Genomic DNA, 21,406 nt, shown 5'->3' with positions numbered 1-21,406 from the left:
AGGTGGACCTTGCTGGTCTGCCCGCCCCGCGACCGTCCGAGCAGGGCGGCTGTCAGGCGGAGTTTTCGCCGACGCCGGATACGTCGTCGCTCCTCCCGCGCGGGATCGGCTTCGGCGCCGTGCCCGTTTTGTTCTTCGACGCTGCCCCCTTTGACCCGGTCTTCTCCTCCTCGGCGGCAGCCTTCTCCAGGGCGGTGATGACGTCGCGGTCCAGGTGCATCCCGGCAGCGTCGTGGTGAGCACGCGCGGTGGTGGAGTCGATGCTGACCAGGGACAGGTCCACCGCACCCCGCTGCACGGCCTCCGCGATCAGACCCTCCAGCAGGGCCTCGAACACGCCTGCGTCGCGCCACTGCCGGAAGCGGTTGTGGACGGTCGACCAGGCGCCGAACTCTCGCGGCATCTCCCGCCACTGCCCGCCCGTCCGGAACCGCCAGAGCACACCCTCGAACGGCCACCGCAGCCGCTGCGGGTACGGGCCGAACCCGCCGATCGGCAGGTAGGGCTCGATGAACGCCCACTCCTGGTCTGTCAGTTGCGCCCGCGTCATGCACGACGGTCTACCCGATCAGACCCGCCACACGAACGAACCCCACAGATCGATCACAACCCGATACACGCCCTAGAGCCACAGCCCCTTACAGCGGCAGCCAGACTCAAGAACCAACGTCAGCAGGCGCTGAAGGCCACAGCCCAGAGGCCGGTTTACAAGATCGTCGACTGGTCCGACAGAGCTGTTCCACTTCCAAGGTTGTTGCGGAACACCACGTTTTCCAAGGTTGCAGAACACCACGTTCGAGGATCCTCAACAAGGTTCCACCCGGCACCACCGTCACAAGGGCGACAGGCCATCAGGTAATCAACACGATTTCCCCGGTCGCGAGATGATGCCAGGTGATGGTGCGCCGCCGCATCGCATCGACGATCAATATTTCGACCCGGCGCACGTCACGGGCGGGGGAGCCGAGATAGAAGGTCTGCCCGTTGACGGTCAGCTGCAGCAGCGCGTCTCCCCCTCGGGGTGTCCGCTGACGCCCCGCTTCCGTCGGCATCACCAGTACGGCGTGACACTGGCGATCCCGGCCGACACCCGCGCTTACGGAGCCGTTGAAGAGTCAAGGGCGTTGGTCGGCCAGGATAATGATCAAGATCAAGCTACTCTCATTTGATCAAGATGGTGCGATCCCCCGGACGGGCATAGTAGGCCTCACGCTCGTTCAAGTACTGATCTCGCACAAGTACTGATCTCGCCCGGACCGCAGACGCCCGCGACCCTGCCCTGTGGTGATGATCATAACCAGCCAGTGGCGAGGGATACCGCTACCTAACGTCCAGTCCCGCGGACGAATGACGGGCAAATGATCATTGGGAAGATGATCACTGCTGCCCTCATCCTCCCGCACGTCGGACACGACCGGACCACCTGATCGCTCCACGCTGGAACCGAACCTGCGAGACGCGGCCTGCTACCGGGCCGGGCAGCGTGCCCTCTTGGACAGCGCCCTTCTCACCGTTCTCCGTGGTAACGCCGGGCTTCCACGCGCCACGGCCGGGTGAACGGTCCGGTGCCGGATGATGGGCCGACGATCCCGGCGCGGGTAACGGCAGCAGCCATCTGGTGTCGCCGCAGGCCCGACGGCCTTTCGCGGGTTATAGGACGGCCGGACTCGGCGACTGGCTGGTGTGTACCGTTCTGCGGGGGGCGAAGGAGCCGGCGTTGCCTGGGCCGAAGGGCTGTCCAGCGAGGTTCCAGCTCCATGAGACGTGGGGCGTGATCTCGAGATAGCGGGCGGAGTCGAACCGGCCGGCTCGACTGATCAGTTCGGCGGTGCCGTAGACGCGGACGAAGCGCGGTGTCCAGGGATCGGTGGAGACGAGGTCGTCGATGACAAGGGCGACCTTGGTGTGGCCGGCGGCGACGTTGCGGAACTTGCGGGTGTTCTCGGGGTTGTGGCCGCCGATGTAGAAGCGTGTGCCGTCGAACTCGAAGCCGACAGGGACGGCGTCCGGCTGCCCGTCCGGGCCGACTGTCGCGAGGCGGGCCAGGTGCTGGGACTGTAGGTAGGCGATCTCTTCGCTGGTGAACGACATCGGGCCTCCTGATCGGATCGGGTGAGGGCCGGTTCCCGCGCCTCTCACATAGTGCGTATTGTACGTTCCGCGTACTATAGGTGCAGCGTACTATGAAGCAGCGATGCACTACCGGGAGGTGTGGCGATGGAAACCTGCGACCCAGAGACGATCGGAGTGGCGGCCGGCCTGGTCCGGGTGTCGTTTCTGGTGCAGGGGATCTACGCGCGGGCAGCCGGACGGCACGGTCTCACGCCGGCGCAGGCGCGGCTGCTGTGCATCCTGCTCGACGCGCCGCGCGGGATGGCCGAGCTCGCCGGCCTGCTCGGCGTGGAGAAGGCCGGTCTGACCGGACTGGTCGACCGCGTCGAACACCGGGGGTTCGTGCGGCGCACAGCCGTGCCGGGCGACAGGCGGGTCCTGCAACCCACCCTCACCCCCGCCGGCCGACGGGTGGCGGGGGCGTTTCACGGCGAGGTGACCGGTGAACTGACCGCCCTCGTCGCCGACATGTCACCCGTCGACCAGGAGCGGTTTCGGTGTGCTCTGGCCCGGATCGTCCAGGTGCACGACGTCCCGGCAGTCTTCGCAACCGTCGAACCGGGGGATGCGGCGACACGGGCCGGTGGCGCCTGAGCCCACCTGGCGGCGAACCGCGAAGCCTACAAACCGCCCACAACCCCAACCACAGGAACGTGGGGGTGCGATTCCCAGGGCCACCCGGCAGGCTCGGCCCCCCGGGTAGACATCACAACCACCGATGAAGCTGAACACAGTTCAGTGACCATACCAAACCAGCCCGTGGATCTGACGTACCACATACGAACCACTATCCCATTGTGCCAGGTCCGACGATCATCCGCGGCGGCACCAGCGGCACGCCATCTACCTGCGAAAACGCCGACCGGCCAGATAACGCCGGCCAGATAACGCCGGGCTCCACAACCGGAACGGTTTCCGCTCAACAACACCTGGACGAGTCGCGCGAACCGCTAAAAAACCGCGACCCGAAGGTGATCTGACAGAAATGGCTTCGGTACACCCCGATGCTCGGCTGTCGACATTGACGGGCTTAACCTGTGGCCCGCGCAACAATCTTGGACGGAATGCGCGGTGGTACGACCCCCGGATCCCGGACCTGCCACCATGAGCGCTGACCCGCGAAGCGGCCACAAATGTAACCACGGGAGACGTAATGTAATAATGTAACTGGCTTGTGGTTACATTTGCCTGTGGTCATCGACGTGAGCGGGATGATCGCCAAGCTGCGAGCAGCCGGCGGGGACACAACCGACGTGGAGGTCAAGTTGGCTGCGGGCGGGCTGCCAGTCTCGTTGACCGCGACGCTGAGCGCACTGGCGAACCTGCCGGGCGGCGGTACGATCATCCTGGGTCTCGACGAGCGGGTCGGATTCCGACCGGTCCGGATCGCCGAGCCGCAGCCCCTCAAACAGAGCCTGGCGGCCAAAGCCCGCGCGTTCACACCCCCCGTCCGCCTCACGATCGACGACGGGATCGTCGACGGCGAGCCTGTCGTCGTCGCTCGCGTGCACGAATGCGACCGTTCCGCCAAGCCCTGCCGTGTCACGGCGACCGGCGCGTCGTACCGGCGCGTCGTACCTGCGCGGGTATGACGGCGACTACGCCCTGTCAGACCTGGAGGAGCAGGGGTTCCTCGCCGCGCGCCGACCGCCGTTGTTCGACCGTTCACCGGTCGAAGGCGCACGCCTCGACGACCTCGACACCGAGCTCGTGGACGCGTTCCTGGATGCCGTCCGCGAACGCGACCCGAGCGGACTCGGCCGTTTCGACGACGACGCCGAACTCCTGCGCCGCACGGGTGTTTACCTTCGCCGGCGGCCAGCCCACCGTCGCGGGCCTGCTCGCGCTCGGCGTCCACCCCCAGCAGTGGTTTCCCCGGTACGTCATTCAAGCGTCGGCGCAACCCCTGCCAGGGGATCCCGCCGGAACACGCGCTCGAAACCAGACCATGATCACAGGGTCGATCCCGCGGATGCTCGACGCCGCGCTGCTGTGGGCCCGACGCACGTTCGACACCACCATCGTCTCCGAGCCGGACGGCACGGTGCACGACCGTCCTGCCTACCCACTCGTCGCTTTCCGCGAGCTGGTAGTTAACGCCCTCATCCACCGCGACCTCGATCACTGGTCCACCGGCCTGGCCATCGAGGTCCGACTACGCCGCGACCGTCTCGTCGTCTCGAACCCCGGCGGGCTCTACGGCATCACCGTTGACCGGCTCGGCAGGGACGCCGTGACATCCGCGCACAACGCCCGGCTCGTCGCCATCTGCCAACACGTCCGCTTCCCGCAGACCGGCGCCCGCGTCATCGCGAAGCCCTCGCCAGCGGCATCCCGATCATTACCGAAGCGCTCGCTGACCACCGCCTACCCCCGGCCTACTACATCGACAGCGGCATCCGGTTCACCGTCGTCCTGCACCAGCCAACAGCCGCCGCACCCGCCGGACCCGGCCTGAATACAACCGAACTACGGATCTACCAGGCACTCGCCAACCGAGCACGGACCGTCGCCGGCCTGGAGCAAGAACTCAATCTGACTGGTCCCAACATCCGGAAAGCACTTCGCGGTCTGCGCACCCGAGGACTGCTCACCCAGCACGGCGGCAGAGGACGGCCCATCACCTATCAACGGACCAGTGGGTAAACGGACAGGACCTGAATAGGAACAGCCTCCCGTCCCATCCGCCACCGTAGCGCCTGAAGATCAGGATCTTACGACGGTTCAGGCGCCCTGGCTATGACCGACTACTCCTCTGCACAGATCCCTACTGCACGCAGCCATCCGGCGCGGGCTGATTATCGCCACGCGCTGGAGCCTTTGGCCCGCCACGTCATCGCGCTCATCAAACCGACGCGTCGAGGGCTCCGAGCGGGAGGCTGTCGTATCGGCGGACCAGGTCTGCCATCCTTCGAAGATCGCCTTTCTGTAGCTCGACGAGCCGAAGCTCGTCAGCGGCCAACGCGTCAAGGAAGGCCGCCTCGGCTTGAGCACCCCGTTCGCGCTCAAGTAACCAGCACACATCAGTCAGTACCGGCGCCGGAACCAGAAGCGGCCCTGGATGGCGCTCCAACAGATCCAAACATCGCTTGTGGTCTGCGTCGTCAGCATCGAGGGCCGCAACGAGCGGCCCCGTGTCGACCACTAACACGTAGGACGACCCAGCTCCACGCGGATGATCTCCTCGGACCGGACGGCAAGATCCCCGCAACCGCTATGAAGCATACCCGCGAATGACAGGCGACGCACCGGCTGCTCGGCGATAGTCCTATCCCGGTCCTCAGCGGCTGGCCCGCCCGCCGACACCGAGCTCACAAGGTGACGCACGACTTCCCCAAACCCGCACCAGCCTGCTCCGGGGTCAGACGGTCCACCAGTTCGTGGAGTTCCGCATACGCCATCTGCATAGGAGCATGGTAAGTGGCCGAGCAGACGCTAAGGCATACAACGAAAGAGGAAAGATCAACAACTAGCGTGGACGAAGCCCGCATTGAGGAACATCCCAGCCACAGGACCCTGGGGGTTCCGGGGAGCTCGGCCCCCCGGGGCAGACATCACGGCCCCCGGCGAAGCTGCCCGAAGGTCAGCGAGCAGGCCAAGCCGGCGCGTGGACCTTCTGTCCGCCTATTCGAACCGTCAAGCCCAGCTTGAGGGTATGGAAGACGTGCTCGCTCGCATCGCAGAGAGCGACAAGGCGGACTTGCCCGGCATAGGCGCGAGCGAAGCGAGAACCCGCTGGTGGAGCATGACCGACCGGCTGAGCGCTGCCGACATTGAGACGCTGGCTGAGCGCTACCGCTCGGGCGTCAAGGCCGCCCATCTCGCCGCCGAGTACAACATCAGTCTCAGCAGCGTCAAGCGCCTGCTTCGAGCGCGCGGCGTCCGACGTCGGGAGGCTCGATCATGACACGGCCCCAGCAAGCTGCCGGAGTACGCCACACGAGCCGTGGTCCGTAAGAGCGAGACAGTGAGCCCAGCCTGCCGCACGGGTGGATACCGCCCGTGCGGCACCCCCTCAACAACTTAAACAGAGAACCCAACTATGCAACCACCTACACACCAAGGAGGTGATCTTCAAGGCGGTCCGCGACCAGCGGACGCCGGGAGTCTCCCTCGTAACACCATCCTCATCGGCGACGTCCGTGAACGCTTGGCCGAACTACCAGCCGCGTCCGTGGACACCGTCATCACCAGCCCGCCGTACTTCGGTGTGCGGAATTACGGCCATGACCAGCAGCTCGGAGCCGAACCCGACGTTGACGGCTGGGTCACTGAGCTGCGTGACATCGCCCGCAACCTGGCCCGCGTCCTGCGCCCGACTGGCTCTCTCTGGCTCAACCTCGGTGACAGCTTCTCCCGCCGTTCGCCCGAGGGCGCACCTACCAAGAGCCTGCTCCTCGGCCCGTCCCGCGTTGCCTTGGCCCTCGTGAAAGACGGTTGGACGCTCCGTAACCAGGTCATCTGGGCAAAGTCGAACCCGATGCCCTCCAGCGTGACTAACCGCCTGAGCACCACGCACGAGGTCATCTACTTCTTCACTCGTTCGCCCCGGTACTACTTCAACCTCGATGCGATCCGGCAGCCGCTCGTCACCACGAAGCGGCAGACCACCCGTGATCCCAGCCGGACGTACCCACCACCGGGTTTTGGCGCAGTCAACCGCCAAGGCTCGACGCTCAACGACAACCGTGGCTTATCCCGTCTCAAGGCCTCTGGCCTGGCCGGTCACCCACTGGGTAAGAATCCTGGCGACGTCTGGACGCTGCCGACTGCTGGCTTCCGGGGCGGTCACTTCGCCGCCTTCCCGCTGTCCCTGGCTGAGCGTCCCTTGCTCGCCACCTGCCCGGAACGGGTCTGCGCGGTTTGCGGTACGTCCTGGCAACGAGCCCTGGCCCGCCGACACGGGCGGCTGCTGGCTGTGGGCGAGCTACAACCGACGTGCTCGTGCAACGCCGAAGGCGTGCCCGGCGTGGTGCTCGACCCGTTCATGGGCACTGGCACAACAGCGCTGGCCGCTGAGAAGCACGGCCGTGACTGGCTGGGCGTCGAGCTGAATACGGCGTACGCCCAGATGGCCGAGGAACGCATCACCGCAGCGCGACACAAGCATCACCGCGCGGCCTGACGCCTCCTCGGCGTCATGCGGCCGTCGTCGTCATCCCAGCTCAAAGGGATGGCCGGCCGCACCAACACCGAGGAGGCTTCCGTGAACGCGGAAACCCGCAATGGCGGCGTGAAGACGCTGGGCATCAAGGTGCCGGACGCCCTGCACGCCCAGTTCACCCTGGTGGCTCAGCTCGACGGCATCTCTCTGGGCGACGCCGCCCTGCGAGCGGTCGAGCTGTACGTTGCCACCAAGAAGGCCGAGCCGGACTTCGCGGCTCGCGCCAAGGCAGCGCTTGAGGAGATCGAGCGCGAAGCTGCCGCACGTCGCGGCGCGATCCAGGGGCTGTTCGGGGCCGACGCCCCGGCGGCCGAGGCTGCCGAGCCGACCACCAGTCAGGCACGGCGGCGAAGCGGTGAGGCTTCCAAGTAAGCGCTGAAGCCCACGCTGCACCGGAACGGAGTGGCGGCCAACTCTGGCCGCCCTCCGTTCCACATCTCACGTACTGAGTGCCCGTCACCCGAGCCAGGCTTTAGGACGACGGGCACGAATAAGGCCCGTCCTGGTCCTTGTGGAGTGGCTGGGGCGGGGCCTTCAATCGTTAGCCAGTGTTGCTCTTCTACTTGGCTAATTTGCGCCCAGAGCCTGCCAACCCTTTTAACAGGATGGCGAGCGCAAGTATGAGCGCCACGGATAGGACGCCGTTCAAGAGTGATGAATTACCGTCGGTCAGCATAAAGACAAGCCCTAGCGCTGTCCACGAACCATAGAAAGCAAGTTGCAGTATTGAGTTAACCAGCGACAGCTTCTCGCCAGGATAAGCCCTGTTCATGTACGGCGCCAGAAGCGGCAAGAAGAACAATCCAATCAGCACAGCCCACATTGTTGGTGCGCCATATCCAGTCTGCGCCAAGAGACCGTGCCTCCACATGAACAGCAGTACGACGGCACCGACCCATAAAGTTGCAACGAGACTAACGATGGTTGAGATCTTCTTGGTAATCATCAAGGTTGATTCCTGCTAAATAACTATCATTAGAGTAAATGAAGATCACCTGAATGACAAGCGCGTCGCCCACGCTTTGCAAAAATGCCAGCACGGGCATGTAGTGCGACTCTTGAATTTATTCAGAATAATGTTATTGTAATTTGACAGCCCACACTGAATGTGACTCGGGCTTCGAAACTTGACAACTAGAGAGAGGTGAACTATGCGCATTTATGCGCAGGGCCGACTGCGGACTTTCCTGCTTTGCATGGCAATGCTGTGCAGCAGTATGGGTCTTACGGTCTTCGGACCGGCGAGTCCAGCAAAGGCCGATCCAGCCTGCCTCACGAATGGCGGGTTCTACATCGTATTCGTACGAGGATCTGCCGAGAAGATCTACGACAAGCGAGCGGAGGCGTTCCACGACTACGTCATCGCGGCGTTGTGGCCCCCACCCCGGATACCCAGCAACACCGAATGGGCCGAGATCGGCAATCTCGACGGAGACACTCCGCCCGGTGGGAGTCCGAATGAAGGCGGCGAATATCCAGCGGTAAACGCTGCGTGGGCAGCCGTCATGCCTCCCGTGTACTACAACAGCGTAGGCCAAGGGGTGGACGAGCTGACTACCCACCTGAACGACCGCGCGAGTCGTTGCCCCAAGGAGTCAATAATCCTGGGTGGCTACTCGCAAGGCGCTCACGTCATCGGGTGGACCCTCCAACTCGGCGGCCTCACGCAGACAGCCAAGAACCACATCGGATATGTCGCCTTGTACGGCGATCCTCGGTTCAACCCTGGCCCCATCGTCGATCGTCAGAACCACAACAACTTCGACAGTCACTGGTGGGTCAGGGGCGACGACACTGGATGGAAGAACGTACCGCCCCTCGGTGCATTCTCCAAGGCCGGACTCCTCGGAATGCGCAATCCGTATATTTCTGCGGAGTTCAAGGGCCGCTTCGGTAGCTGGTGTGCCTACGGAGATGGCATTTGCAGTTCAGACCAGTCTGACCAACCGAGTTTTCCAGTCCACAGCTCCGCGTACGACGGGCACTGGATCTGGGACTCAGCTCGTGAGATCGCCAGCAGGGCAACCGCGAAGCGAAACGAGCTAAACCCCAGCTCGCCGCCAATAGAGGTTCTGCCCTACACGATCGCGAACGCCGACAGCACTGGGACCACGCCCGAGACACCACCGCCGCCGGTGGTCAAATCCGTCAAGCGAACAGCAGGACCGGACGGAACTCGTCAGGTCTACGCAGCGACCAAGTCGGCTGTGACCGAAGCATGGTGGCGACCGGGCGGTGATGGCGTCCATAACAGCGAGATGATCAACATCTCCCAGGACAACATCGTTGGCTTCGACAAGGTCAACGAGCCGGATGGGGCGACGCAGTCACTCTACACGGCGGTGCCGGACGGAGTGTGGGAGACGTGGTGGCGACCGAACGAAGGCACGCATAGTGCCAAGATCGTCACCGGGCTCACCGGCGTTCGCCAGGTCATCGCTGATCCAGTGAACGACAGTGGTCAGTACACCCACCGCCTGTACCTCCTCGCGGAGGATGGGCCGTACGAAGTCTGGTGGCGCGAAGGCGGGGACGGCATCCACATGAGCCGTCTCAACAACATCGCCGGACCGGTCACGATGGACAAGTCCCGTGGCCCGGACGGCACGGACCAACTCTACGTCGCGACACCGACGTGGGTCTACGAACTGTGGTGGCACCCGGGTGAGAGCGTGCATAGCGGCACGATCATCAACATCACCCAAGGCGACATCCGCAGTCTGGACAAGGGAGACAACCTACCCGACGGCGGTCAGCTTCTGTACACCGGTACGAGCACCACGGCGTGGCAGAGCTACTGGCTGAACAGCGCGCCTTCGCACGGCACGATTGCAACGAGTCAAACCAACGCCATACAGATCAAGAAGACCGTGTACAACGGTGTCCACGAACTGTATCTGGCCACGGGCGACCACGTGCAGGAATACTGGTGGAGCGGCTCCAGCAGCGGTGGTGGCGAGCTGATCCGCATTTCACAGAACAACATCACGTCCTTCGACAAGTCCAACGACGGTGCGGATCAGCAGATCTACACCGCATCGGGCGACCTCGTGTACGAGACGTGGTGGAGGGCTGGGAACGGCCCCAATACGTCGGTGCTGTTCAAGGTCGCGCGCTGAGGTAGCCGAAAGGCTCCAGTACAACCAGCCCCAAGAAGGCTGCGGCTCAAGCTGGCCGGGCGATACGTCGCCGCCAGCGATGACGCCCGGCCACGCTTGGTCACTTGAATCTCTTGTTTCAAAGACAGACTCGCCCCTCACAGGGCTTGAGGCGATGACCTGCTTATGTGAGCAGGTCCTTTTTAATGCAACCGGATTGCGTCAGGTGCGGGGCATGTATTTTGCACCTACTGATAGATCGACAGGCATGCATGTCCATCCTAGACCCATAGGAGTCAGAATGGCTTGAACAGCTCAGCAAGAGATACGCCTACTACCTTTGCAATTCGGTGTACGACGCCAACTGATGGGTTTCTCTGGCCACGCTCCACATAGCCTATGTAGCTTCTGTCCACGCCAACTAGCTCAGCCAATTTCTCTTGCGTTAGCGCTCGCTTGCGTCGCAGCTCCGCAATTCTGCTGCCGAACTTCTTTAGAAATCTGTATTCATTACTCACACCCCGAGTGTGACCGTAAGTCTTACTTGTTTCGAGCGACAGTTTGTCCCATAATCGGAGGCAAACAGGTAAGCAGGATCGTGAAGGAATGAGCCAGGCAAGCCCAAAGATTGAAGTGCGGAAAGTCAACGAACCGAAGGACGTGCCATTGAATATTGCTCGTGACCTCAAGCGGCGCATCGAGTCTGGCAAGGCTTTGGTTGCTGTTGAGCGCCCGATTATCGCTCTCTCACTGATTCGCAAGCGCTGGGCGCAGCTCGTGCGAGAGATTAGGGTTGCGCACGCATCCACGTTGAACAGATGGCGGCGTGAGGAGTTGTCGATGCAGGCAACGCGCATGGAGTGGACAGAGTTTACCGCGACCGACTATGAGGCTTTCGCCGACGTGTATGTCGCTGAGCCGTCTAAAGCTGCTCAGCTTGTGGATCAAGCGGCAACCATATATGTCGCAATACCGTTGAGCGACTCCGGCTTGAAAAAGCTGCTGCGTAAGATGGAACCCGATACGCTTGTCATCCGCTACGAGTTTGAAGCGGATCAGCGCGAATAGCCATCCAGCAGATATTGCACATGCCCAGTCTTTAGCGCGTCCAGGGCAACAGCGACCCGACGCCACACATAAGGCCGGAGCCGTTGCTGTGCCTGCTCGGGAGTGCAGAACTCAAATGCAGACAGCTCATCATCCGAAATCTTGAGTCCGGCTACTTGCTCGTCGGCCAGCTCGCCACCGTCAAAAATGAACGCGAGCAAGTCATCCCAGGGGCCGTGCGGCGACACCCAATCGACCACCAGCAGCCCAGTGACATGTACGTCCATGCCGAGTTCTTCCCGCAGCTCGCGGCGCACGGCTTCATCCGGCGGCTCGTTGGCTTCCGCCATGCCGCCGGGCATGTCCCAGTCTGGCTTGTACTGCGGATCAACGAGGAGAATCCGCCCCTCACGATCACGAAGGAGAACGTCAGCGCTCACGCGCTTGCGCGGCTGCTTGGCGTTGCCCTCTGCCAAGTAGGCCTGCCACGCCTCCGGGTCACGCTCATACAGCGGAGCGTCAGCATTCACTATCTCTCCCCGAGCGCCGTTCCATCGCTACGTCCGTCCTGTGTGAGCCACTGATAGAGCCACATCCGTTCCCTGAGCGCTTCATCGAGGCAGCTCAAGAACTCGGCCACCACCCGAGTACCCCGGTGCGGCTCCAGCAAGCGCCTGAGATCAAGAAGCTGCTGGATGACGAGGTAGGAACCGAGCTGCTGGGTCGCGTCCAGCACCTCTTGAGCGATGGCACAGGCTTCGTCGGGCCTGCCCTGGGCGATCAACACAGTCACAAGGATGAGCTGTCCAAATGCCCGGCTGCGCGTGCGGTCTCCCGGCCGCAGTTCGATGACGCGCTCGGCCTGCCGTTCCGCCTGGGCCAGATCACCAAGCTGGCGCAGACACCGGGCGGCCTCGTTCGCAAGCGAGCCTTCATCGAAGTGGCTGACCCACAGGGATCGTTCCTCGGCCGGCTGTGCTTCGAGCGTCCGCTCTGCCTGTACGAGCAGTTGCGTGCAGTCGTCGGATCGTCGCAGCGCAGCGAAGCCACGGGCCTGCATCGCAAGAAGCCGAGCTTCGAGTTCAGGCAACCGCGGACCACGGGCCAGCACCTCGCGTCCTCGTCGCGCGTACTGGATGGCGTCGGCTGGCTTGCCCTGGTGGTGGGCCAGATGACTCATGCTGGCCAGGATGTGTACGCCGAGCTGGCGGTCATGGCCGAGCTTGACCAGATCAAGGGAGCGCGCGAAGTGCTGTTCGGCGGCCTGGTCTCGTCCAGCGTCGTGAGCCATCCATCCGGCCATCTCGGTCAAGGCGGCTGCGGCCGTGAACGCCAACCGCCCATCACTGCCGTGATCGACTCCGAACATGCGCGGCGCGACTTCGGCTTGCAGATACTTGACGACGGTGGCGTAGAGGTGGCCGCCGCCAACCTGACGATCCGCCGCCCGAAACGACTGCATCGCGGAGGCGTAGCCGTTGCCGCCACCAAGCGGCAGCCCGAGCGACGGAGCCTGAAGCAGTACAGGCCGTGGCCGGGCTTGCTGCGGTATAGCCGCCCTCTCCACCTCGGCCGTACGGCCGTTGCTACTTACAGGCGACTCACCAGGCAGTTTGAACCACAGTAGATGCTCGGGAATGCGAAGCGTCCGCGCCCAGTGAGTCAGGCTGTCGAGATGTCGGACGGGCGCACCATTCTCGATGCGACTAATTTGAGCTTGCGTCAATCCGAGCCAACCGGCCACGACGCCCTGTGGAACGCCATCTTTGCCGTACACGGCGATGTGCTGCGGGTGCTTGCGATATGCCCGCGAGACGTGGCCGATGTGCTGGGCAGTAAAGGCATCCCGGAACTGATCGGTGTCCCAGAAGCCGTCAGGCAACTCCGGCGGCTGAATGATGAAGTCGCGCGCCTTGGTCTGGCACGGGGCGCACTGGCCGCTCTTGTTGTCTCGGGCAAGGCGCGTCCCGCAGCGGCAGTAACGTGCCGAGCGGTTCGCGTCCATGATCGTCCTGACTTTCGATGCGGCATCCCTGACCAGCAATTCTAGAACCTGGCCACCCTACGGGGCGGGCCGCATACATGTCATGTATGGCGCGTATACCCCCGCGATCATGCCCGGTACGGCCCAACCGCCTCACTCTCGGGTTACCCGGACACGTCCCCAACCAGGGAGAACGATCCATGACCCGCCAGGCGCAGGCCACGACCGTACTGACCCCAACCGACTACTTCCCGCCGGAGTTGCAGCAGCTGTGCAGGACCGCAGTGCGGGTGCTGCACGAGCACGTCGAGGTGGGCGGTCTGTGCGTGGTCTGTGCTGTGAGCTGGCCGTGCGAGCCCATCCGGCTCGCGGATCACAACCTGGCGCTGCTGTGAGTGTCCGTCCCAAGTCGGCCGGACCGGCGATGCTGCTCCCCGAAGCCGTCGCCGGTCTGGCCCTCCACGTGCCTCCCGGAGGGGCGCCGCTAACTATGCAACCGCTTGTCTACGGCTACATCCGCCTCAACCCGGCCGACCCGCAACACGTTGGCGATTGTCTGATGCGCGATCTCGCGGCATACGCGGGGCGGGAAGGGCTGACGCTGGCTGACGTCTTCACCGACCGTGATGCAGGAATAGGGGACCAATTCGGCCGGAGCGGCTTTGTCGTGATGGTCGAGACGCTACGCCGCCCCGGCGTTGATGGGGTCTTGATTCCGTCGCTCAACCACTTCTCAAGATTTCCTGGTGTCCATGAGGCCATGCGCGCCCTCATTGAGCTGGAAACCGGGGCACGGGTTTTTGTAATGGGCCACCCTCGGGAGGAACGCCATGACCGTTTTGGCAGAACGACCGGCGCAGGTGGCCATGACCCGTCCCCCTCGCCCTGAGCTTCGCGTACGCAGCGAAATGCAGCTTGCAGCGCTCTCAACGGCCACCGTCTGCGCGCAACTCTTTACCAAGTACACGCTCCAAGCGTGGCGACTCGACCACCTTATTGAGCCGGTCGAAAAGCTGACGACTGAACTTGTCACCCGAGCTGTCCGCACGACCGGCATTATTGAGCCAAATCCCCGGTGGACAGAGCTGGATGGCCTGAAACTCATTTTGGTGCGGCTTGTCGTTCTTGGGGACAACCTAATTGTCGAAGTCGCCGACAGCGATCCAGAGTTCACGGCGACAGGCGGGGATATTCCGCTCACACGCTCACTTGGCAAGCGGTGGAATTACTATAAGCCGCCCGCTGGGGGCAAGATCGTATGGTGCGAACTGCCCTTGTCGGCTTCAAGCAGTTCACTCGACCAAACCCAAGAGATACCGCGTGTACTGCCGCGCCGCACCCGTAAGCCAGTGCCAAAAGGCGTTGAGCCGATCGAGGTCATGAACGACCCTGGCATGTTGCGGCGCGTCATGGACGGGCTTCGCAACCTCGACGGTGAATCCGGGGAGGGGACGACATGAGATAATCAACTCATCCCAAGCTATAAACCAACCGTTCGGAGACTTCACCACCATGCACGACGCCTTTGACTTCGTGATGACTGAGCACGCCGCCTGGCAGCAGGCCGACGGCGGCGCGCAGCGCGTCTTCGCCCTGAACGACGGTGGCCGATGGCTCGCCACGCTCCAGGACGGCAGGCTGACGCTCGACCGCCTGAGCGGTGCGGGGGTCGAGCCGGTACGCGATGTCTTCACGACGCCGAAGGTGTTTGCAGGCGTTCCCGAGCTTGCAACTTCGCTGCGCTCCTTGGGTTCAGTCGTGCGTTTTCGCAACGCGGACCTATGGGATGCAATCGGTACGTCGATTATCCGGCAGGTCATTCGCGCCGGACAGTCAAAGAAGTTGTACCGAGCATTTTGCCGAGCGCATGGTGAAAAGGTTGCTCTGCCGGACGGTAACTCGTACGCGCTTTTTCCGGCACCAGAGGTTGTGCTTGGGCTGAGCGACGACCAGTTCAGTTCTCACGGTATGGCCTTCAAGCGTCGCCCGCTCAAGGCGGCTGCTGAAGCTTATCTGGAACACGGAGCGAAGTGGCGTGAGCTTGCGCCCGACACGCTCATTGCCGAACTTCAGTCCGTGCCGCGCATTGGTCCCTGGACCGCGCACGCCACTGTGGCCGACTGGAGTAACGAGTGGTCGCTCTACCCCTACGCCGATCTCGCGGTGCGGACCTGGGCCAAGCGAGCTGCACCCTCACACGACTGGCCGGCCGATGAACCGGCCTTTGGTCAGACCTGGCGGGCGCTCGCTGGCGAACATCTCTGCTCGCTCACGCTCTTGACGCTCGCTTGGGGTTCTCAACATGGAGATATCGGCTGACCGTGCCGTGGCTGGCGCGGACCTTGCTCGCCCGCTCGACGCCCTGTTCATCAACGCGCCCTTGCGCGACTACAGCCTTCGGCCTCGCGTGAACGACTTCACGCTGCCCGTGCTCGGCATGGGCTACATCGCCACCTACGCCAAGCACCAGGGCTTCAACGTCGGTGTCATCGACGCGGAAGCCCTGGGGCTGGGCCTCGACCAGACCGCGCAGCTCGTCAGTCAACTGTCGCCGCGCTGGGCGGGCTTCAATCTGCTTGCCCCGACGTACGAGATCAGCGCCCGCCTCGCCTCTGGACTTGACCCGTCGATCAACGTCATGGTCGGCGGGCACCAGGCCAAGGCCATGCCGACTGAGACCTTGACCGACCCACGGTTCGCGCGCTGTGAGGCTCTGGTGTTGGGCGAAGGCGAGACCCGCGTAGCCGAACTGCTGAAGGATCGCCGCTACCGCAACGAGCTTCCGGGCGTGATGTGGCTGGACCCCATCATGGGTACGCCGGTCACGGGCGGCAGCATGGGCGCCGGGCATCATCTCGCGCCCGACATCGACAGCCTGCCTTTCGTAGACCGCACGTTCCTCGCAGACGACCCGTACCGCGCCAGCGACGGACGGCTAGAGGCCAACATGGTCGGCGCTCGGGGCTGCCCCTACGACTGTTCGTTCTGCGGCGCGGCCGTGTCAGCCAACCCGGACATCACCATTCGCACTCGCACGCCCGAGAACATCATCGAGGAGATGACGGACCTGCACACGCGCTACGGTGTGACGGCCTTCCGCTTCGTCGATGACCTGTTCCTCGGCTACGAGCGCTTCATCCGCTCGTGCATGGCCGCCTTCACCGGCGCGGGCATCGGTAACCGCTACGTCTGGGACGCCACCGGCCGCATCAACATCCTGCACCGCATGAGCGACGACATGTTGGAGCTGCTGAAGCTCAACGGCTGCCGGGAGGTAGCGCTCGGCGTCGAGTCCGGGAGCGAGCGGCTACTGAAGCACATGGGCAAGCGCATCACCGCTGACATGACGCGCTCGGTCGTCCGGCGACTGACGGAGCGCGGCATCTCCGTCAAGGGGTACTTCATCCTCGGCTTCCCAACCGAAACGCGCGAGGAGCTGCATGACACGGTACGGCTGGTCTACGACCTGTGGGACATCACCGACCGCCAGCCCGGCCGCTTCCGCGCCAGCGTGTTCGAGTTCCGGCCCTACCCCGGCACGCCGGAGTGGCACCGGCTCATCGCCACGGGCCAGTACCAGCCTCAACAACTCCTCGACTACACGGCCGTCGACCTCACGGCCGGTGGCGTCGATGAGGCCATGCGCGGGCGCGACGAGTTCAACTTCTCCGTCAACATCCAATTCGGCGAGGCCACCGTAGACGAGGTGCGCGCTCGGCTCACCGAACTGTCACGCGAACAGTTCCAGCGTTCGACGGCGGTGGCCGCATGAATCAGGGGCCGGGATTCTTCGTGGTCATCGAAGGTCCGAGCGGGGTTGGCAAGAGCACGGTTGTCGAGCACCTGCGCGCCGAGCTGACGGCGCGTAGCGTCCCGGTCGTCGCTACAAAGGAGCCTTCTGACTCGGCACTCGGCAAGCTGGCACGGCAGGGAACCGACGAGTACCGCGGGTTGGTGCTTGCCTGCCTGGTAGCTGCGGATCGGTACTACCACTTGGAGCACGACATCCGACCCGCGCTCCGGGCTGGCTACGTGGTCGTCTGCGATCGCTACGTGCCGACATCCCTTGTGCTGCAAAGAATCGACGGCGTAGAGCCAGGATTCTTGGCTCAGCTCAACCAGTACGCCGAGAAGCCCGACCTCACGGTGGTGCTGACGGGAGAGCCGAAGCGCTCGGAGCAGCGCGCGGCAGATCGTGGCATCTACAGCCGGTTCCACCGTGGCGGTACGGCAGCTCGCGCAGTTGAAGACCGGCTGTACCGAGATGTCGTGCGCCAGCTCCAAGGGGCTGGCTCAGCTGTCCTTCACCATGAGGTCGCAGACGAACCAGCCGAGGCCGTGGCTACCGTCGTGCTCGATGCTGTGCTTGAGCGGCTGGGACAGCCGTCAGGGTGACGTCAAGGCGGCACGTACCAGGGAGTCGTACGTCTCGTCCGTGCGCGTGGCGTCGATCTCCAGCGAAGCGACGAACGCCGCCAGCTCGGCCTGAACCGCCTCACCCGGCGCGTCGTCGGACACCATGCGTTCCAGCTCAAGGAACGTGCCCAGGCCGGCCACCTCGTCCACGCACAGCTCGAGGTCGGGCAGCGCGGCAGTTCGGCGCACCTTCACGATGCGGACCGTGGCGCGGAAGCCCATAGCCAGGATGGCGCTGTGCATCTGGTCGCGGTCGGCTACCGCCGTCTCGTATTCGTCGCACGACAAGGCGTTCTCGGCCGGACGCTTGAGCGTGAAGGTGTGCTGACCGTCCACAGTGCGCAGGCGCACGAAGGAGACGCCGAGCTTGCCGTCACCGTACGACCAGCCCACGGGCGCGTACGCCTGGTCGTCCTGGGTAACCGGCGCGCTCAGCTCGATGTCACGCGCCTTGAGCGCCACCAGCAACGCTTCCGTGTCCTGGACCTGGTACTTGACCTCAACCTCGCGCACTGCGCCTCCGTTGTTGCTACAAGCCGACCGCACACCATTGCACAAACGAATAGTGACAGCAAGGCGACACGCCAAAGGCGAGATTGTGAGATTCCGTGATGGCAAAAGGGCAAGTAGAGGACCGCGCTGTATTCCTGCTGTCGGCACTGCTTGCGGCGGCGCTTCCGATGGCTCGCTATGTGCAGCGGCATGGCAATGGTGAAGACAGGGAGAAGCTGCGCCGACTGACTGGCAGTCGGGAGTACGAGGAATTGACTAATATCCTCATGCAATTGCGTAAGTAAGTTGGTCGCTTAATATTGACCAACTGTACCGTTTGTGTCTCAATATCAGTGCGTCCCGTTGTCGCCCACTTTCGGGCCTCATTCGTTCTCGCCTGCGCCGCAAGCTTCCATTGCTGCTCACGCGAGGGCGGATGGACTGCCCAGGAAGTGAGGCGCTATGGACGACAATGATAGGCGAAGGCTCATCGAGTTTCACGTCACGCCGCTGATCGAGCATGCAGTGGAAGAGCTTCGGGCTCTCATCCCGAAGGGCGACAACATCAAAGCCATAGAAAAGTTTCTCTTCCTGGAGGTGGGTTCCGAATCGCTGAAGCTCAACAAGCAACAACGAGCAGCGTTCGAGTTCCTTCTCACAACGGTGGCTTACCACCGTTCCTTGATTGTTCAGGCGTGGCCGAACATGGAGAGGCGAAGCCGGAAACGGTCCTATGCGGCCGACCTACCCCAGTACGGTGTTCACGCTCTCGGGATGTTTCTCGAAGACATGGAGCGGAAGCTTCGAGTCGAGATATGGGACCTTGGCGACAAGGCTGGCATTAGGGCCGTCAAGATCAACGCTTAGCCCGCCTCGGCAGCACATTTCTCGCCTTATCCGCCCGCCGACCCGGAGAAATAATAGGTCGGCACCCAACCCAGGAGCTGGATTCTTGTAGATCAAGCTGCTGGGTTGTCTTCATCGCCCTCGTCGCCCGCAGGCTCCTGATTCGGAGGCTCGACCGGAGGTGCTTGCTCTGAATTCATTACGCCACGAATAGCAATCCCTAGCTCAAGCATCAGCTCGTCCCAGATGTAGCTGCGTCGTAGCGTGTCGGCTTGAACGCCGTACTGGCCTAGAAGCGCGCCCGCCTTTTCGCGGCGGAGGCTCAGCGTTTGCCAGTCGCTACCAGGAGCAAAAGCGCAGAGGATTTCCAGCACCTGGCCAGTCGGTTGACCTATTGCTGCGCAGGCGCGTCGAATCAACTGCTCGGCTGCGTTGGCTCGATCGCCGTTTGCGACCTCCGGGCAGAGCAGGAGCGCCAGTTCACGGGCATACGTATGTAGCGCGATGGCCCGTACGCCACGACGCCTTCTCAGCGCCGTATTCAGTTGTGCGGCGATGATCTCCGGCTCTCCCACCATGAGCCGAGGCACAAACCAAGCCCGAAGCGGCGAGGTCCATCCTGCGACGCGCACCCAGCTGGTGGCCGAGGGATCACGCTCAGTATTCAGTTAGGCGGTTGTGGCCGGTACGGCCGAGCTTTGTGACGAGAGACAACCGAGTGCGTGCCTCCATCGTGCCAAGAACCTGCCACTTCTGTCCACAGACTCTTACCGCCCAGCTCAGGCAGCGTCTTCCCTGCCGCACGGAGTCAACCTCGGGGCCATCGCCTCCCCTCCGTAGCGGCAGGGAGGTGTGTATGAGCGACCTGATCCCCTTCGCTAGCGGCGAGGTCGCCAAGACGCGGCGTGACATCAAGATCGCGCTGCTCAAGTTGGACGGCCTGGCCGAGTTCAACGACCGCGCGGCTGAGTACCTGGTCGATCTCGACCGGCGGCGTCAGCTTCGCGCTCAGGCCGACCCCGGCCTTCAGCCGATCATGGCTGACTTGCTTCTCAACTTCTACCTGGACGCGGTAGCGCTCCAGCACGGCATGTACCGGAGGCACTGATGGAAGAGATCATCGAGGGCTGCTTCAAGCTGTTCTTCGCCATCGTGTTCTTCCTGTGCGCGCCTGTGATCGCGCTCTACTACCTCTTCCTCGGCATCCGGTGGTTGCTGAAGGAGATCGCGATGTGGTGGGCGGCCAACGGGACGCACGTCATGGTCGGCCTGGCCTTGGTACTCGTGGCCGTGGTGCTGGTGTTCATCGTCAGCATTGCTGCCCGCCACTGGTGGGAGCTGCATCAAGCCAAGAGCCAGCGACGGCACGCAGTTCGGCAGCTTGACCGTCACTACCGGCAGACCGTGAAACGCATAAATGAGGCCGGACGTCCGCTTCCGCCTGGTGGCGGTCAGCTCGCCGCCATTCCGAAGAAGTAATCACCGATTTCAAAGAGAAGGAGCACGCCGATGACGCTCACCAACTACTACACCCTGCTCGCTCTCGAACTGGCCACGCTCGCCCTACTGGTCCTGCCGCCGGTCGCGCAGCTCTTCCAGATCATCCGAGAAGGCGAACAGGAGACCGAGGACGCCAAGCGGCGCATCGCCGCCCGAGCGCTCGCGCCCGCCAACCTGCCCGCTCTCCCCGACATCGGGCCAGATCCCGAGGAGCTGACATGAACGACGTGATCACCCCGGAGCAGGCGGAGCTCCTGCTTATGTTCGGCTCGCTCATCCTCGTGGCCCTCGTGACGCGCCTGGTCGGCTCGGCCACCTGGCGCAAGTGGTTCGGGGACGCACCCGATGACGACAACCTGACGCAGGAAGAGCGCGACGACCGCCGGATTGCTCGCAAGAGGCGGCCGAGATGAGCCGCTACCAGCCGTACAGAGGAGTTCACGGGCGCCGCTACCAGGTCGTCATGAAGTCCTGGCGCAGGCTGCGCCACAGCGAGGACGAGGCCGTAGGTCACCACCGGTCCCGTCGCCGGCACCTCTTGGAGGAGTTGCGCGTGCTGGACCTCGAAACGGCCGACGAGTAGTCCGACTCGATTCGGCTCCATTCGAAATCTCACCATTGCAATGCGTCGGCGGGCAGCGCTATGTCCGCCGACGCCCAAACCCAGGTTGGAGGAATGGCTATGGCTAAAGGCGGTAAGTGCCCGCAGTGCGGCTACTACCTGTTCGTGAAGGACGAGAAGTGGGA

30 protein-coding genes and 1 pseudogene are annotated in these 21,406 nt (G+C 63.3%); 20 read left to right on the top strand and 11 right to left on the bottom strand.

All coding sequences use genetic code 11. The annotated features are described in order from the left end of the window. The 3 genes and pseudogenes from CV1CTNOD_RS14370 to CV1CTNOD_RS14360 form a co-directional block, all read right to left on the bottom strand. Positions 1 to 550, bottom strand: a pseudogene (locus CV1CTNOD_RS14370) (transposase); the annotation flags it as partial. Positions 551 to 851: 301 nt separating this feature from the next. Continuing rightward, positions 852 to 1,052: a hypothetical protein gene (locus CV1CTNOD_RS14365; RefSeq protein ID WP_131786592.1), complete on the bottom strand. Its 201-nt coding sequence runs from the start codon at positions 1,050 to 1,052 to the stop codon at positions 852 to 854. Positions 1,053 to 1,650: 598 nt separating this feature from the next. Further along, complete coding sequence (locus tag CV1CTNOD_RS14360) at positions 1,651 to 2,091, bottom strand: PPOX class F420-dependent oxidoreductase (RefSeq protein WP_131786591.1); 441 nt, start codon at positions 2,089 to 2,091, stop codon at positions 1,651 to 1,653. 126 nt (positions 2,092 to 2,217) lie between these two features. Here CV1CTNOD_RS14360 and CV1CTNOD_RS14355 point away from each other — a divergent pair, with 126 nt between their 5' ends. Then, complete coding sequence (locus tag CV1CTNOD_RS14355) at positions 2,218 to 2,706, top strand: MarR family winged helix-turn-helix transcriptional regulator (protein WP_131786590.1); 489 nt, start codon at positions 2,218 to 2,220, stop codon at positions 2,704 to 2,706. 617 nt (positions 2,707 to 3,323) lie between these two features. Next, positions 3,324 to 3,704 carry an AlbA family DNA-binding domain-containing protein gene (locus CV1CTNOD_RS26680; RefSeq protein WP_242606689.1) on the top strand — a complete coding sequence of 127 codons (381 nt, stop codon included), beginning with the start codon at positions 3,324 to 3,326 and terminating at the stop codon, positions 3,702 to 3,704. Between the two features lie 73 nt (positions 3,705 to 3,777). Here the strand turns inward: CV1CTNOD_RS26680 and CV1CTNOD_RS26675 are convergent, their stop codons facing one another. Continuing rightward, positions 3,778 to 3,939, bottom strand: coding sequence for a hypothetical protein (locus tag CV1CTNOD_RS26675; protein WP_242606686.1), 162 nt, complete (start codon positions 3,937 to 3,939; stop codon positions 3,778 to 3,780). Between the two features lie 121 nt (positions 3,940 to 4,060). Here CV1CTNOD_RS26675 and CV1CTNOD_RS26670 point away from each other — a divergent pair, with 121 nt between their 5' ends. Next, positions 4,061 to 4,570, top strand: coding sequence for an ATP-binding protein (locus CV1CTNOD_RS26670; protein WP_242606685.1), 510 nt, complete (start codon positions 4,061 to 4,063; stop codon positions 4,568 to 4,570). Between the two features lie 387 nt (positions 4,571 to 4,957). Here CV1CTNOD_RS26670 and CV1CTNOD_RS28370 read toward each other — a convergent pair whose 3' ends face one another. Beyond that, a complete protein-coding gene (locus CV1CTNOD_RS28370; protein WP_165485515.1) occupies positions 4,958 to 5,257 on the bottom strand; it encodes a PIN domain-containing protein in 300 nt (99 codons plus the stop codon). 462 nt (positions 5,258 to 5,719) lie between these two features. Here CV1CTNOD_RS28370 and CV1CTNOD_RS14340 point away from each other — a divergent pair, with 462 nt between their 5' ends. The 3 genes from CV1CTNOD_RS14340 (at position 5,720) to CV1CTNOD_RS14330 (ending at position 7,648) form a co-directional block, all read left to right on the top strand. Continuing rightward, positions 5,720 to 6,019 (top strand): helix-turn-helix domain-containing protein, encoded by a 300-nt coding sequence (locus tag CV1CTNOD_RS14340; RefSeq protein WP_131786588.1) that lies wholly within the window; start codon positions 5,720 to 5,722, stop codon positions 6,017 to 6,019. Positions 6,020 to 6,286: 267 nt separating this feature from the next. Then, a complete protein-coding gene (locus CV1CTNOD_RS14335) occupies positions 6,287 to 7,237 on the top strand; it encodes a site-specific DNA-methyltransferase (RefSeq protein ID WP_131786604.1) in 951 nt (316 codons plus the stop codon). Positions 7,238 to 7,318: 81 nt separating this feature from the next. Beyond that, positions 7,319 to 7,648 (top strand): hypothetical protein, encoded by a 330-nt coding sequence (locus CV1CTNOD_RS14330; protein WP_207386440.1) that lies wholly within the window; start codon positions 7,319 to 7,321, stop codon positions 7,646 to 7,648. A gap of 187 nt (positions 7,649 to 7,835) precedes the next feature. Here the strand turns inward: CV1CTNOD_RS14330 and CV1CTNOD_RS14325 are convergent, their stop codons facing one another. Then, positions 7,836 to 8,222, bottom strand: coding sequence for a hypothetical protein (locus tag CV1CTNOD_RS14325; protein ID WP_131786586.1), 387 nt, complete (start codon positions 8,220 to 8,222; stop codon positions 7,836 to 7,838). A gap of 205 nt (positions 8,223 to 8,427) precedes the next feature. Here CV1CTNOD_RS14325 and CV1CTNOD_RS14320 point away from each other — a divergent pair, with 205 nt between their 5' ends. After that, positions 8,428 to 10,395, top strand: a complete 1,968-nt coding sequence (locus tag CV1CTNOD_RS14320) for a cutinase family protein (RefSeq protein WP_131786585.1) — start codon at positions 8,428 to 8,430, stop codon at positions 10,393 to 10,395. 275 nt (positions 10,396 to 10,670) lie between these two features. On the opposite strand, the gene CV1CTNOD_RS27875 is transcribed toward CV1CTNOD_RS14320, so the two are convergent. Beyond that, positions 10,671 to 11,072, bottom strand: coding sequence for a helix-turn-helix domain-containing protein (locus CV1CTNOD_RS27875; RefSeq protein ID WP_131786584.1), 402 nt, complete (start codon positions 11,070 to 11,072; stop codon positions 10,671 to 10,673). Here CV1CTNOD_RS27875 and CV1CTNOD_RS14310 point away from each other — a divergent pair. Then, the gene (locus tag CV1CTNOD_RS14310; protein WP_165485506.1) at positions 10,981 to 11,442 is read left to right on the top strand and encodes a hypothetical protein; all 462 of its coding nucleotides are present in this window, start codon (positions 10,981 to 10,983) and stop codon (positions 11,440 to 11,442) included. The genes CV1CTNOD_RS27875 and CV1CTNOD_RS14310 overlap by 92 nt on opposite strands. On the opposite strand, the gene CV1CTNOD_RS14305 is transcribed toward CV1CTNOD_RS14310, so the two are convergent. Both CV1CTNOD_RS14305 and CV1CTNOD_RS25765 read right to left on the bottom strand, forming a co-directional pair. Next, positions 11,430 to 11,951: an NUDIX domain-containing protein gene (locus CV1CTNOD_RS14305; RefSeq protein ID WP_131786582.1), complete on the bottom strand. Its 522-nt coding sequence runs from the start codon at positions 11,949 to 11,951 to the stop codon at positions 11,430 to 11,432. The genes CV1CTNOD_RS14310 and CV1CTNOD_RS14305 overlap by 13 nt on opposite strands. Further along, on the bottom strand, positions 11,951 to 13,426 hold the full coding sequence (locus CV1CTNOD_RS25765; protein ID WP_207386438.1) for a hypothetical protein: 1,476 nt from the start codon (positions 13,424 to 13,426) through the stop codon (positions 11,951 to 11,953). Before CV1CTNOD_RS25765 ends, CV1CTNOD_RS14305 begins: the two co-directional genes overlap by 1 nt. Before the next feature lie 179 nt (positions 13,427 to 13,605). On the opposite strand from CV1CTNOD_RS25765, the gene CV1CTNOD_RS14295 reads away from it, so the two are divergent. Genes CV1CTNOD_RS14295 through tmk form a run of 6 tightly spaced genes read left to right on the top strand, consistent with a single transcriptional unit; the run spans position 13,606 to position 17,800 of the window. Further along, a complete protein-coding gene (locus CV1CTNOD_RS14295) occupies positions 13,606 to 13,800 on the top strand; it encodes a hypothetical protein (protein WP_131786581.1) in 195 nt (64 codons plus the stop codon). 29 nt (positions 13,801 to 13,829) lie between these two features. Continuing rightward, the gene (locus CV1CTNOD_RS24775) at positions 13,830 to 14,294 is read left to right on the top strand and encodes a recombinase family protein (RefSeq protein WP_165485513.1); all 465 of its coding nucleotides are present in this window, start codon (positions 13,830 to 13,832) and stop codon (positions 14,292 to 14,294) included. Beyond that, positions 14,236 to 14,865, top strand: a complete 630-nt coding sequence (locus CV1CTNOD_RS14290; RefSeq protein WP_131786580.1) for an ATP-binding protein — start codon at positions 14,236 to 14,238, stop codon at positions 14,863 to 14,865. The genes CV1CTNOD_RS24775 and CV1CTNOD_RS14290 overlap by 59 nt, the downstream gene beginning before the upstream one ends. 52 nt (positions 14,866 to 14,917) lie before the next feature. After that, a complete protein-coding gene (locus CV1CTNOD_RS14285; protein WP_207386437.1) occupies positions 14,918 to 15,724 on the top strand; it encodes a hypothetical protein in 807 nt (268 codons plus the stop codon). Beyond that, on the top strand, positions 15,708 to 17,177 hold the full coding sequence (locus CV1CTNOD_RS14280) for a B12-binding domain-containing radical SAM protein (RefSeq protein ID WP_131786579.1): 1,470 nt from the start codon (positions 15,708 to 15,710) through the stop codon (positions 17,175 to 17,177). Before CV1CTNOD_RS14285 ends, CV1CTNOD_RS14280 begins: the two co-directional genes overlap by 17 nt. Next, positions 17,174 to 17,800, top strand: a complete 627-nt coding sequence (tmk, locus tag CV1CTNOD_RS14275) for a dTMP kinase (RefSeq protein ID WP_131786578.1) — start codon at positions 17,174 to 17,176, stop codon at positions 17,798 to 17,800. The genes CV1CTNOD_RS14280 and tmk overlap by 4 nt, the downstream gene beginning before the upstream one ends. Here the strand turns inward: tmk and cyaB are convergent. Then, a complete protein-coding gene (gene cyaB / locus CV1CTNOD_RS14270) occupies positions 17,792 to 18,334 on the bottom strand; it encodes a class IV adenylate cyclase (protein WP_131786577.1) in 543 nt (180 codons plus the stop codon). The two genes, tmk and cyaB, sit on opposite strands and share 9 nt — an antisense overlap. A gap of 441 nt (positions 18,335 to 18,775) precedes the next feature. On the opposite strand from cyaB, the gene CV1CTNOD_RS14265 reads away from it, so the two are divergent. Continuing rightward, the gene (locus CV1CTNOD_RS14265) at positions 18,776 to 19,180 is read left to right on the top strand and encodes a hypothetical protein (RefSeq protein WP_131786576.1); all 405 of its coding nucleotides are present in this window, start codon (positions 18,776 to 18,778) and stop codon (positions 19,178 to 19,180) included. Between the two features lie 92 nt (positions 19,181 to 19,272). Here CV1CTNOD_RS14265 and CV1CTNOD_RS14260 read toward each other — a convergent pair whose 3' ends face one another. Further along, positions 19,273 to 19,737, bottom strand: a complete 465-nt coding sequence (locus CV1CTNOD_RS14260; protein WP_131786575.1) for a hypothetical protein — start codon at positions 19,735 to 19,737, stop codon at positions 19,273 to 19,275. A 278-nt stretch (positions 19,738 to 20,015) separates the two neighbouring features. Between CV1CTNOD_RS14260 and CV1CTNOD_RS14255 the strand changes: the two genes are divergently transcribed. From CV1CTNOD_RS14255 to CV1CTNOD_RS24770, 5 genes are read left to right on the top strand one after another with little or no spacing between them, the layout of a single operon-like run. After that, complete coding sequence (locus CV1CTNOD_RS14255) at positions 20,016 to 20,267, top strand: hypothetical protein (RefSeq protein WP_131786574.1); 252 nt, start codon at positions 20,016 to 20,018, stop codon at positions 20,265 to 20,267. Beyond that, complete coding sequence (locus CV1CTNOD_RS14250) at positions 20,267 to 20,638, top strand: hypothetical protein (protein WP_131786573.1); 372 nt, start codon at positions 20,267 to 20,269, stop codon at positions 20,636 to 20,638. The genes CV1CTNOD_RS14255 and CV1CTNOD_RS14250 overlap by 1 nt, the downstream gene beginning before the upstream one ends. A 30-nt stretch (positions 20,639 to 20,668) precedes the next feature. Continuing rightward, positions 20,669 to 20,881, top strand: coding sequence for a hypothetical protein (locus CV1CTNOD_RS14245; RefSeq protein ID WP_131786572.1), 213 nt, complete (start codon positions 20,669 to 20,671; stop codon positions 20,879 to 20,881). Next, the gene (locus CV1CTNOD_RS14240) at positions 20,878 to 21,072 is read left to right on the top strand and encodes a hypothetical protein (RefSeq protein WP_131786571.1); all 195 of its coding nucleotides are present in this window, start codon (positions 20,878 to 20,880) and stop codon (positions 21,070 to 21,072) included. Before CV1CTNOD_RS14245 ends, CV1CTNOD_RS14240 begins: the two co-directional genes overlap by 4 nt. After that, positions 21,069 to 21,242, top strand: coding sequence for a hypothetical protein (locus CV1CTNOD_RS24770; RefSeq protein WP_165485512.1), 174 nt, complete (start codon positions 21,069 to 21,071; stop codon positions 21,240 to 21,242). The genes CV1CTNOD_RS14240 and CV1CTNOD_RS24770 overlap by 4 nt, the downstream gene beginning before the upstream one ends. The last annotated feature ends 164 nt before the right edge of the window (positions 21,243 to 21,406 follow it).

The sequence above is a fragment of the Protofrankia symbiont of Coriaria ruscifolia genome (assembly GCF_900634745.1).
In the GTDB taxonomy this organism is placed as follows: Bacteria; Actinomycetota; Actinomycetes; order Frankiales; family Frankiaceae; genus Protofrankia; species Protofrankia californiensis.
The sequence above is the reverse complement of the archived record's forward strand: the minus strand, read 5'-3'. Positions and strand labels throughout refer to the sequence as shown.

What these genes read in the sequence shown, in the direction of transcription:
- CV1CTNOD_RS14365 (WP_131786592.1), bottom strand. Translation starts at nt 1,052, where the DNA reads ATGCCGACGGAAGCGGGGCGTCAGCGGACACCCCGAGGGGGAGACGCG.
- CV1CTNOD_RS14360 (WP_131786591.1), bottom strand. Translation starts at nt 2,091, where the DNA reads ATGTCGTTCACCAGCGAAGAGATCGCCTACCTACAGTCCCAGCACCTG.
- CV1CTNOD_RS14355 (WP_131786590.1), top strand. Translation starts at nt 2,218, where the DNA reads ATGGAAACCTGCGACCCAGAGACGATCGGAGTGGCGGCCGGCCTGGTC.
- CV1CTNOD_RS26680 (WP_242606689.1), top strand. Translation starts at nt 3,324, where the DNA reads ATGATCGCCAAGCTGCGAGCAGCCGGCGGGGACACAACCGACGTGGAG.
- CV1CTNOD_RS26670 (WP_242606685.1), top strand. Translation starts at nt 4,061, where the DNA reads ATGATCACAGGGTCGATCCCGCGGATGCTCGACGCCGCGCTGCTGTGG.
- CV1CTNOD_RS14325 (WP_131786586.1), bottom strand. Translation starts at nt 8,222, where the DNA reads ATGATTACCAAGAAGATCTCAACCATCGTTAGTCTCGTTGCAACTTTA.
- CV1CTNOD_RS14320 (WP_131786585.1), top strand. Translation starts at nt 8,428, where the DNA reads ATGCGCATTTATGCGCAGGGCCGACTGCGGACTTTCCTGCTTTGCATG.
- CV1CTNOD_RS14310 (WP_165485506.1), top strand. Translation starts at nt 10,981, where the DNA reads ATGAGCCAGGCAAGCCCAAAGATTGAAGTGCGGAAAGTCAACGAACCG.
- CV1CTNOD_RS27875 (WP_131786584.1), bottom strand. Translation starts at nt 11,072, where the DNA reads ATGCGCCGCTTGAGGTCACGAGCAATATTCAATGGCACGTCCTTCGGT.
- CV1CTNOD_RS25765 (WP_207386438.1), bottom strand. Translation starts at nt 13,426, where the DNA reads ATGGACGCGAACCGCTCGGCACGTTACTGCCGCTGCGGGACGCGCCTT.
- CV1CTNOD_RS14295 (WP_131786581.1), top strand. Translation starts at nt 13,606, where the DNA reads ATGACCCGCCAGGCGCAGGCCACGACCGTACTGACCCCAACCGACTAC.
- CV1CTNOD_RS24775 (WP_165485513.1), top strand. Translation starts at nt 13,830, where the DNA reads ATGCTGCTCCCCGAAGCCGTCGCCGGTCTGGCCCTCCACGTGCCTCCC.
- CV1CTNOD_RS14290 (WP_131786580.1), top strand. Translation starts at nt 14,236, where the DNA reads ATGACCGTTTTGGCAGAACGACCGGCGCAGGTGGCCATGACCCGTCCC.
- CV1CTNOD_RS14285 (WP_207386437.1), top strand. Translation starts at nt 14,918, where the DNA reads ATGCACGACGCCTTTGACTTCGTGATGACTGAGCACGCCGCCTGGCAG.
- CV1CTNOD_RS14280 (WP_131786579.1), top strand. Translation starts at nt 15,708, where the DNA reads ATGGAGATATCGGCTGACCGTGCCGTGGCTGGCGCGGACCTTGCTCGC.
- tmk (WP_131786578.1), top strand. Translation starts at nt 17,174, where the DNA reads ATGAATCAGGGGCCGGGATTCTTCGTGGTCATCGAAGGTCCGAGCGGG.
- CV1CTNOD_RS14265 (WP_131786576.1), top strand. Translation starts at nt 18,776, where the DNA reads ATGGACGACAATGATAGGCGAAGGCTCATCGAGTTTCACGTCACGCCG.
- CV1CTNOD_RS14260 (WP_131786575.1), bottom strand. Translation starts at nt 19,737, where the DNA reads ATGGTGGGAGAGCCGGAGATCATCGCCGCACAACTGAATACGGCGCTG.
- CV1CTNOD_RS14255 (WP_131786574.1), top strand. Translation starts at nt 20,016, where the DNA reads ATGAGCGACCTGATCCCCTTCGCTAGCGGCGAGGTCGCCAAGACGCGG.
- CV1CTNOD_RS14250 (WP_131786573.1), top strand. Translation starts at nt 20,267, where the DNA reads ATGGAAGAGATCATCGAGGGCTGCTTCAAGCTGTTCTTCGCCATCGTG.
- CV1CTNOD_RS14245 (WP_131786572.1), top strand. Translation starts at nt 20,669, where the DNA reads ATGACGCTCACCAACTACTACACCCTGCTCGCTCTCGAACTGGCCACG.
- CV1CTNOD_RS14240 (WP_131786571.1), top strand. Translation starts at nt 20,878, where the DNA reads ATGAACGACGTGATCACCCCGGAGCAGGCGGAGCTCCTGCTTATGTTC.
- CV1CTNOD_RS24770 (WP_165485512.1), top strand. Translation starts at nt 21,069, where the DNA reads ATGAGCCGCTACCAGCCGTACAGAGGAGTTCACGGGCGCCGCTACCAG.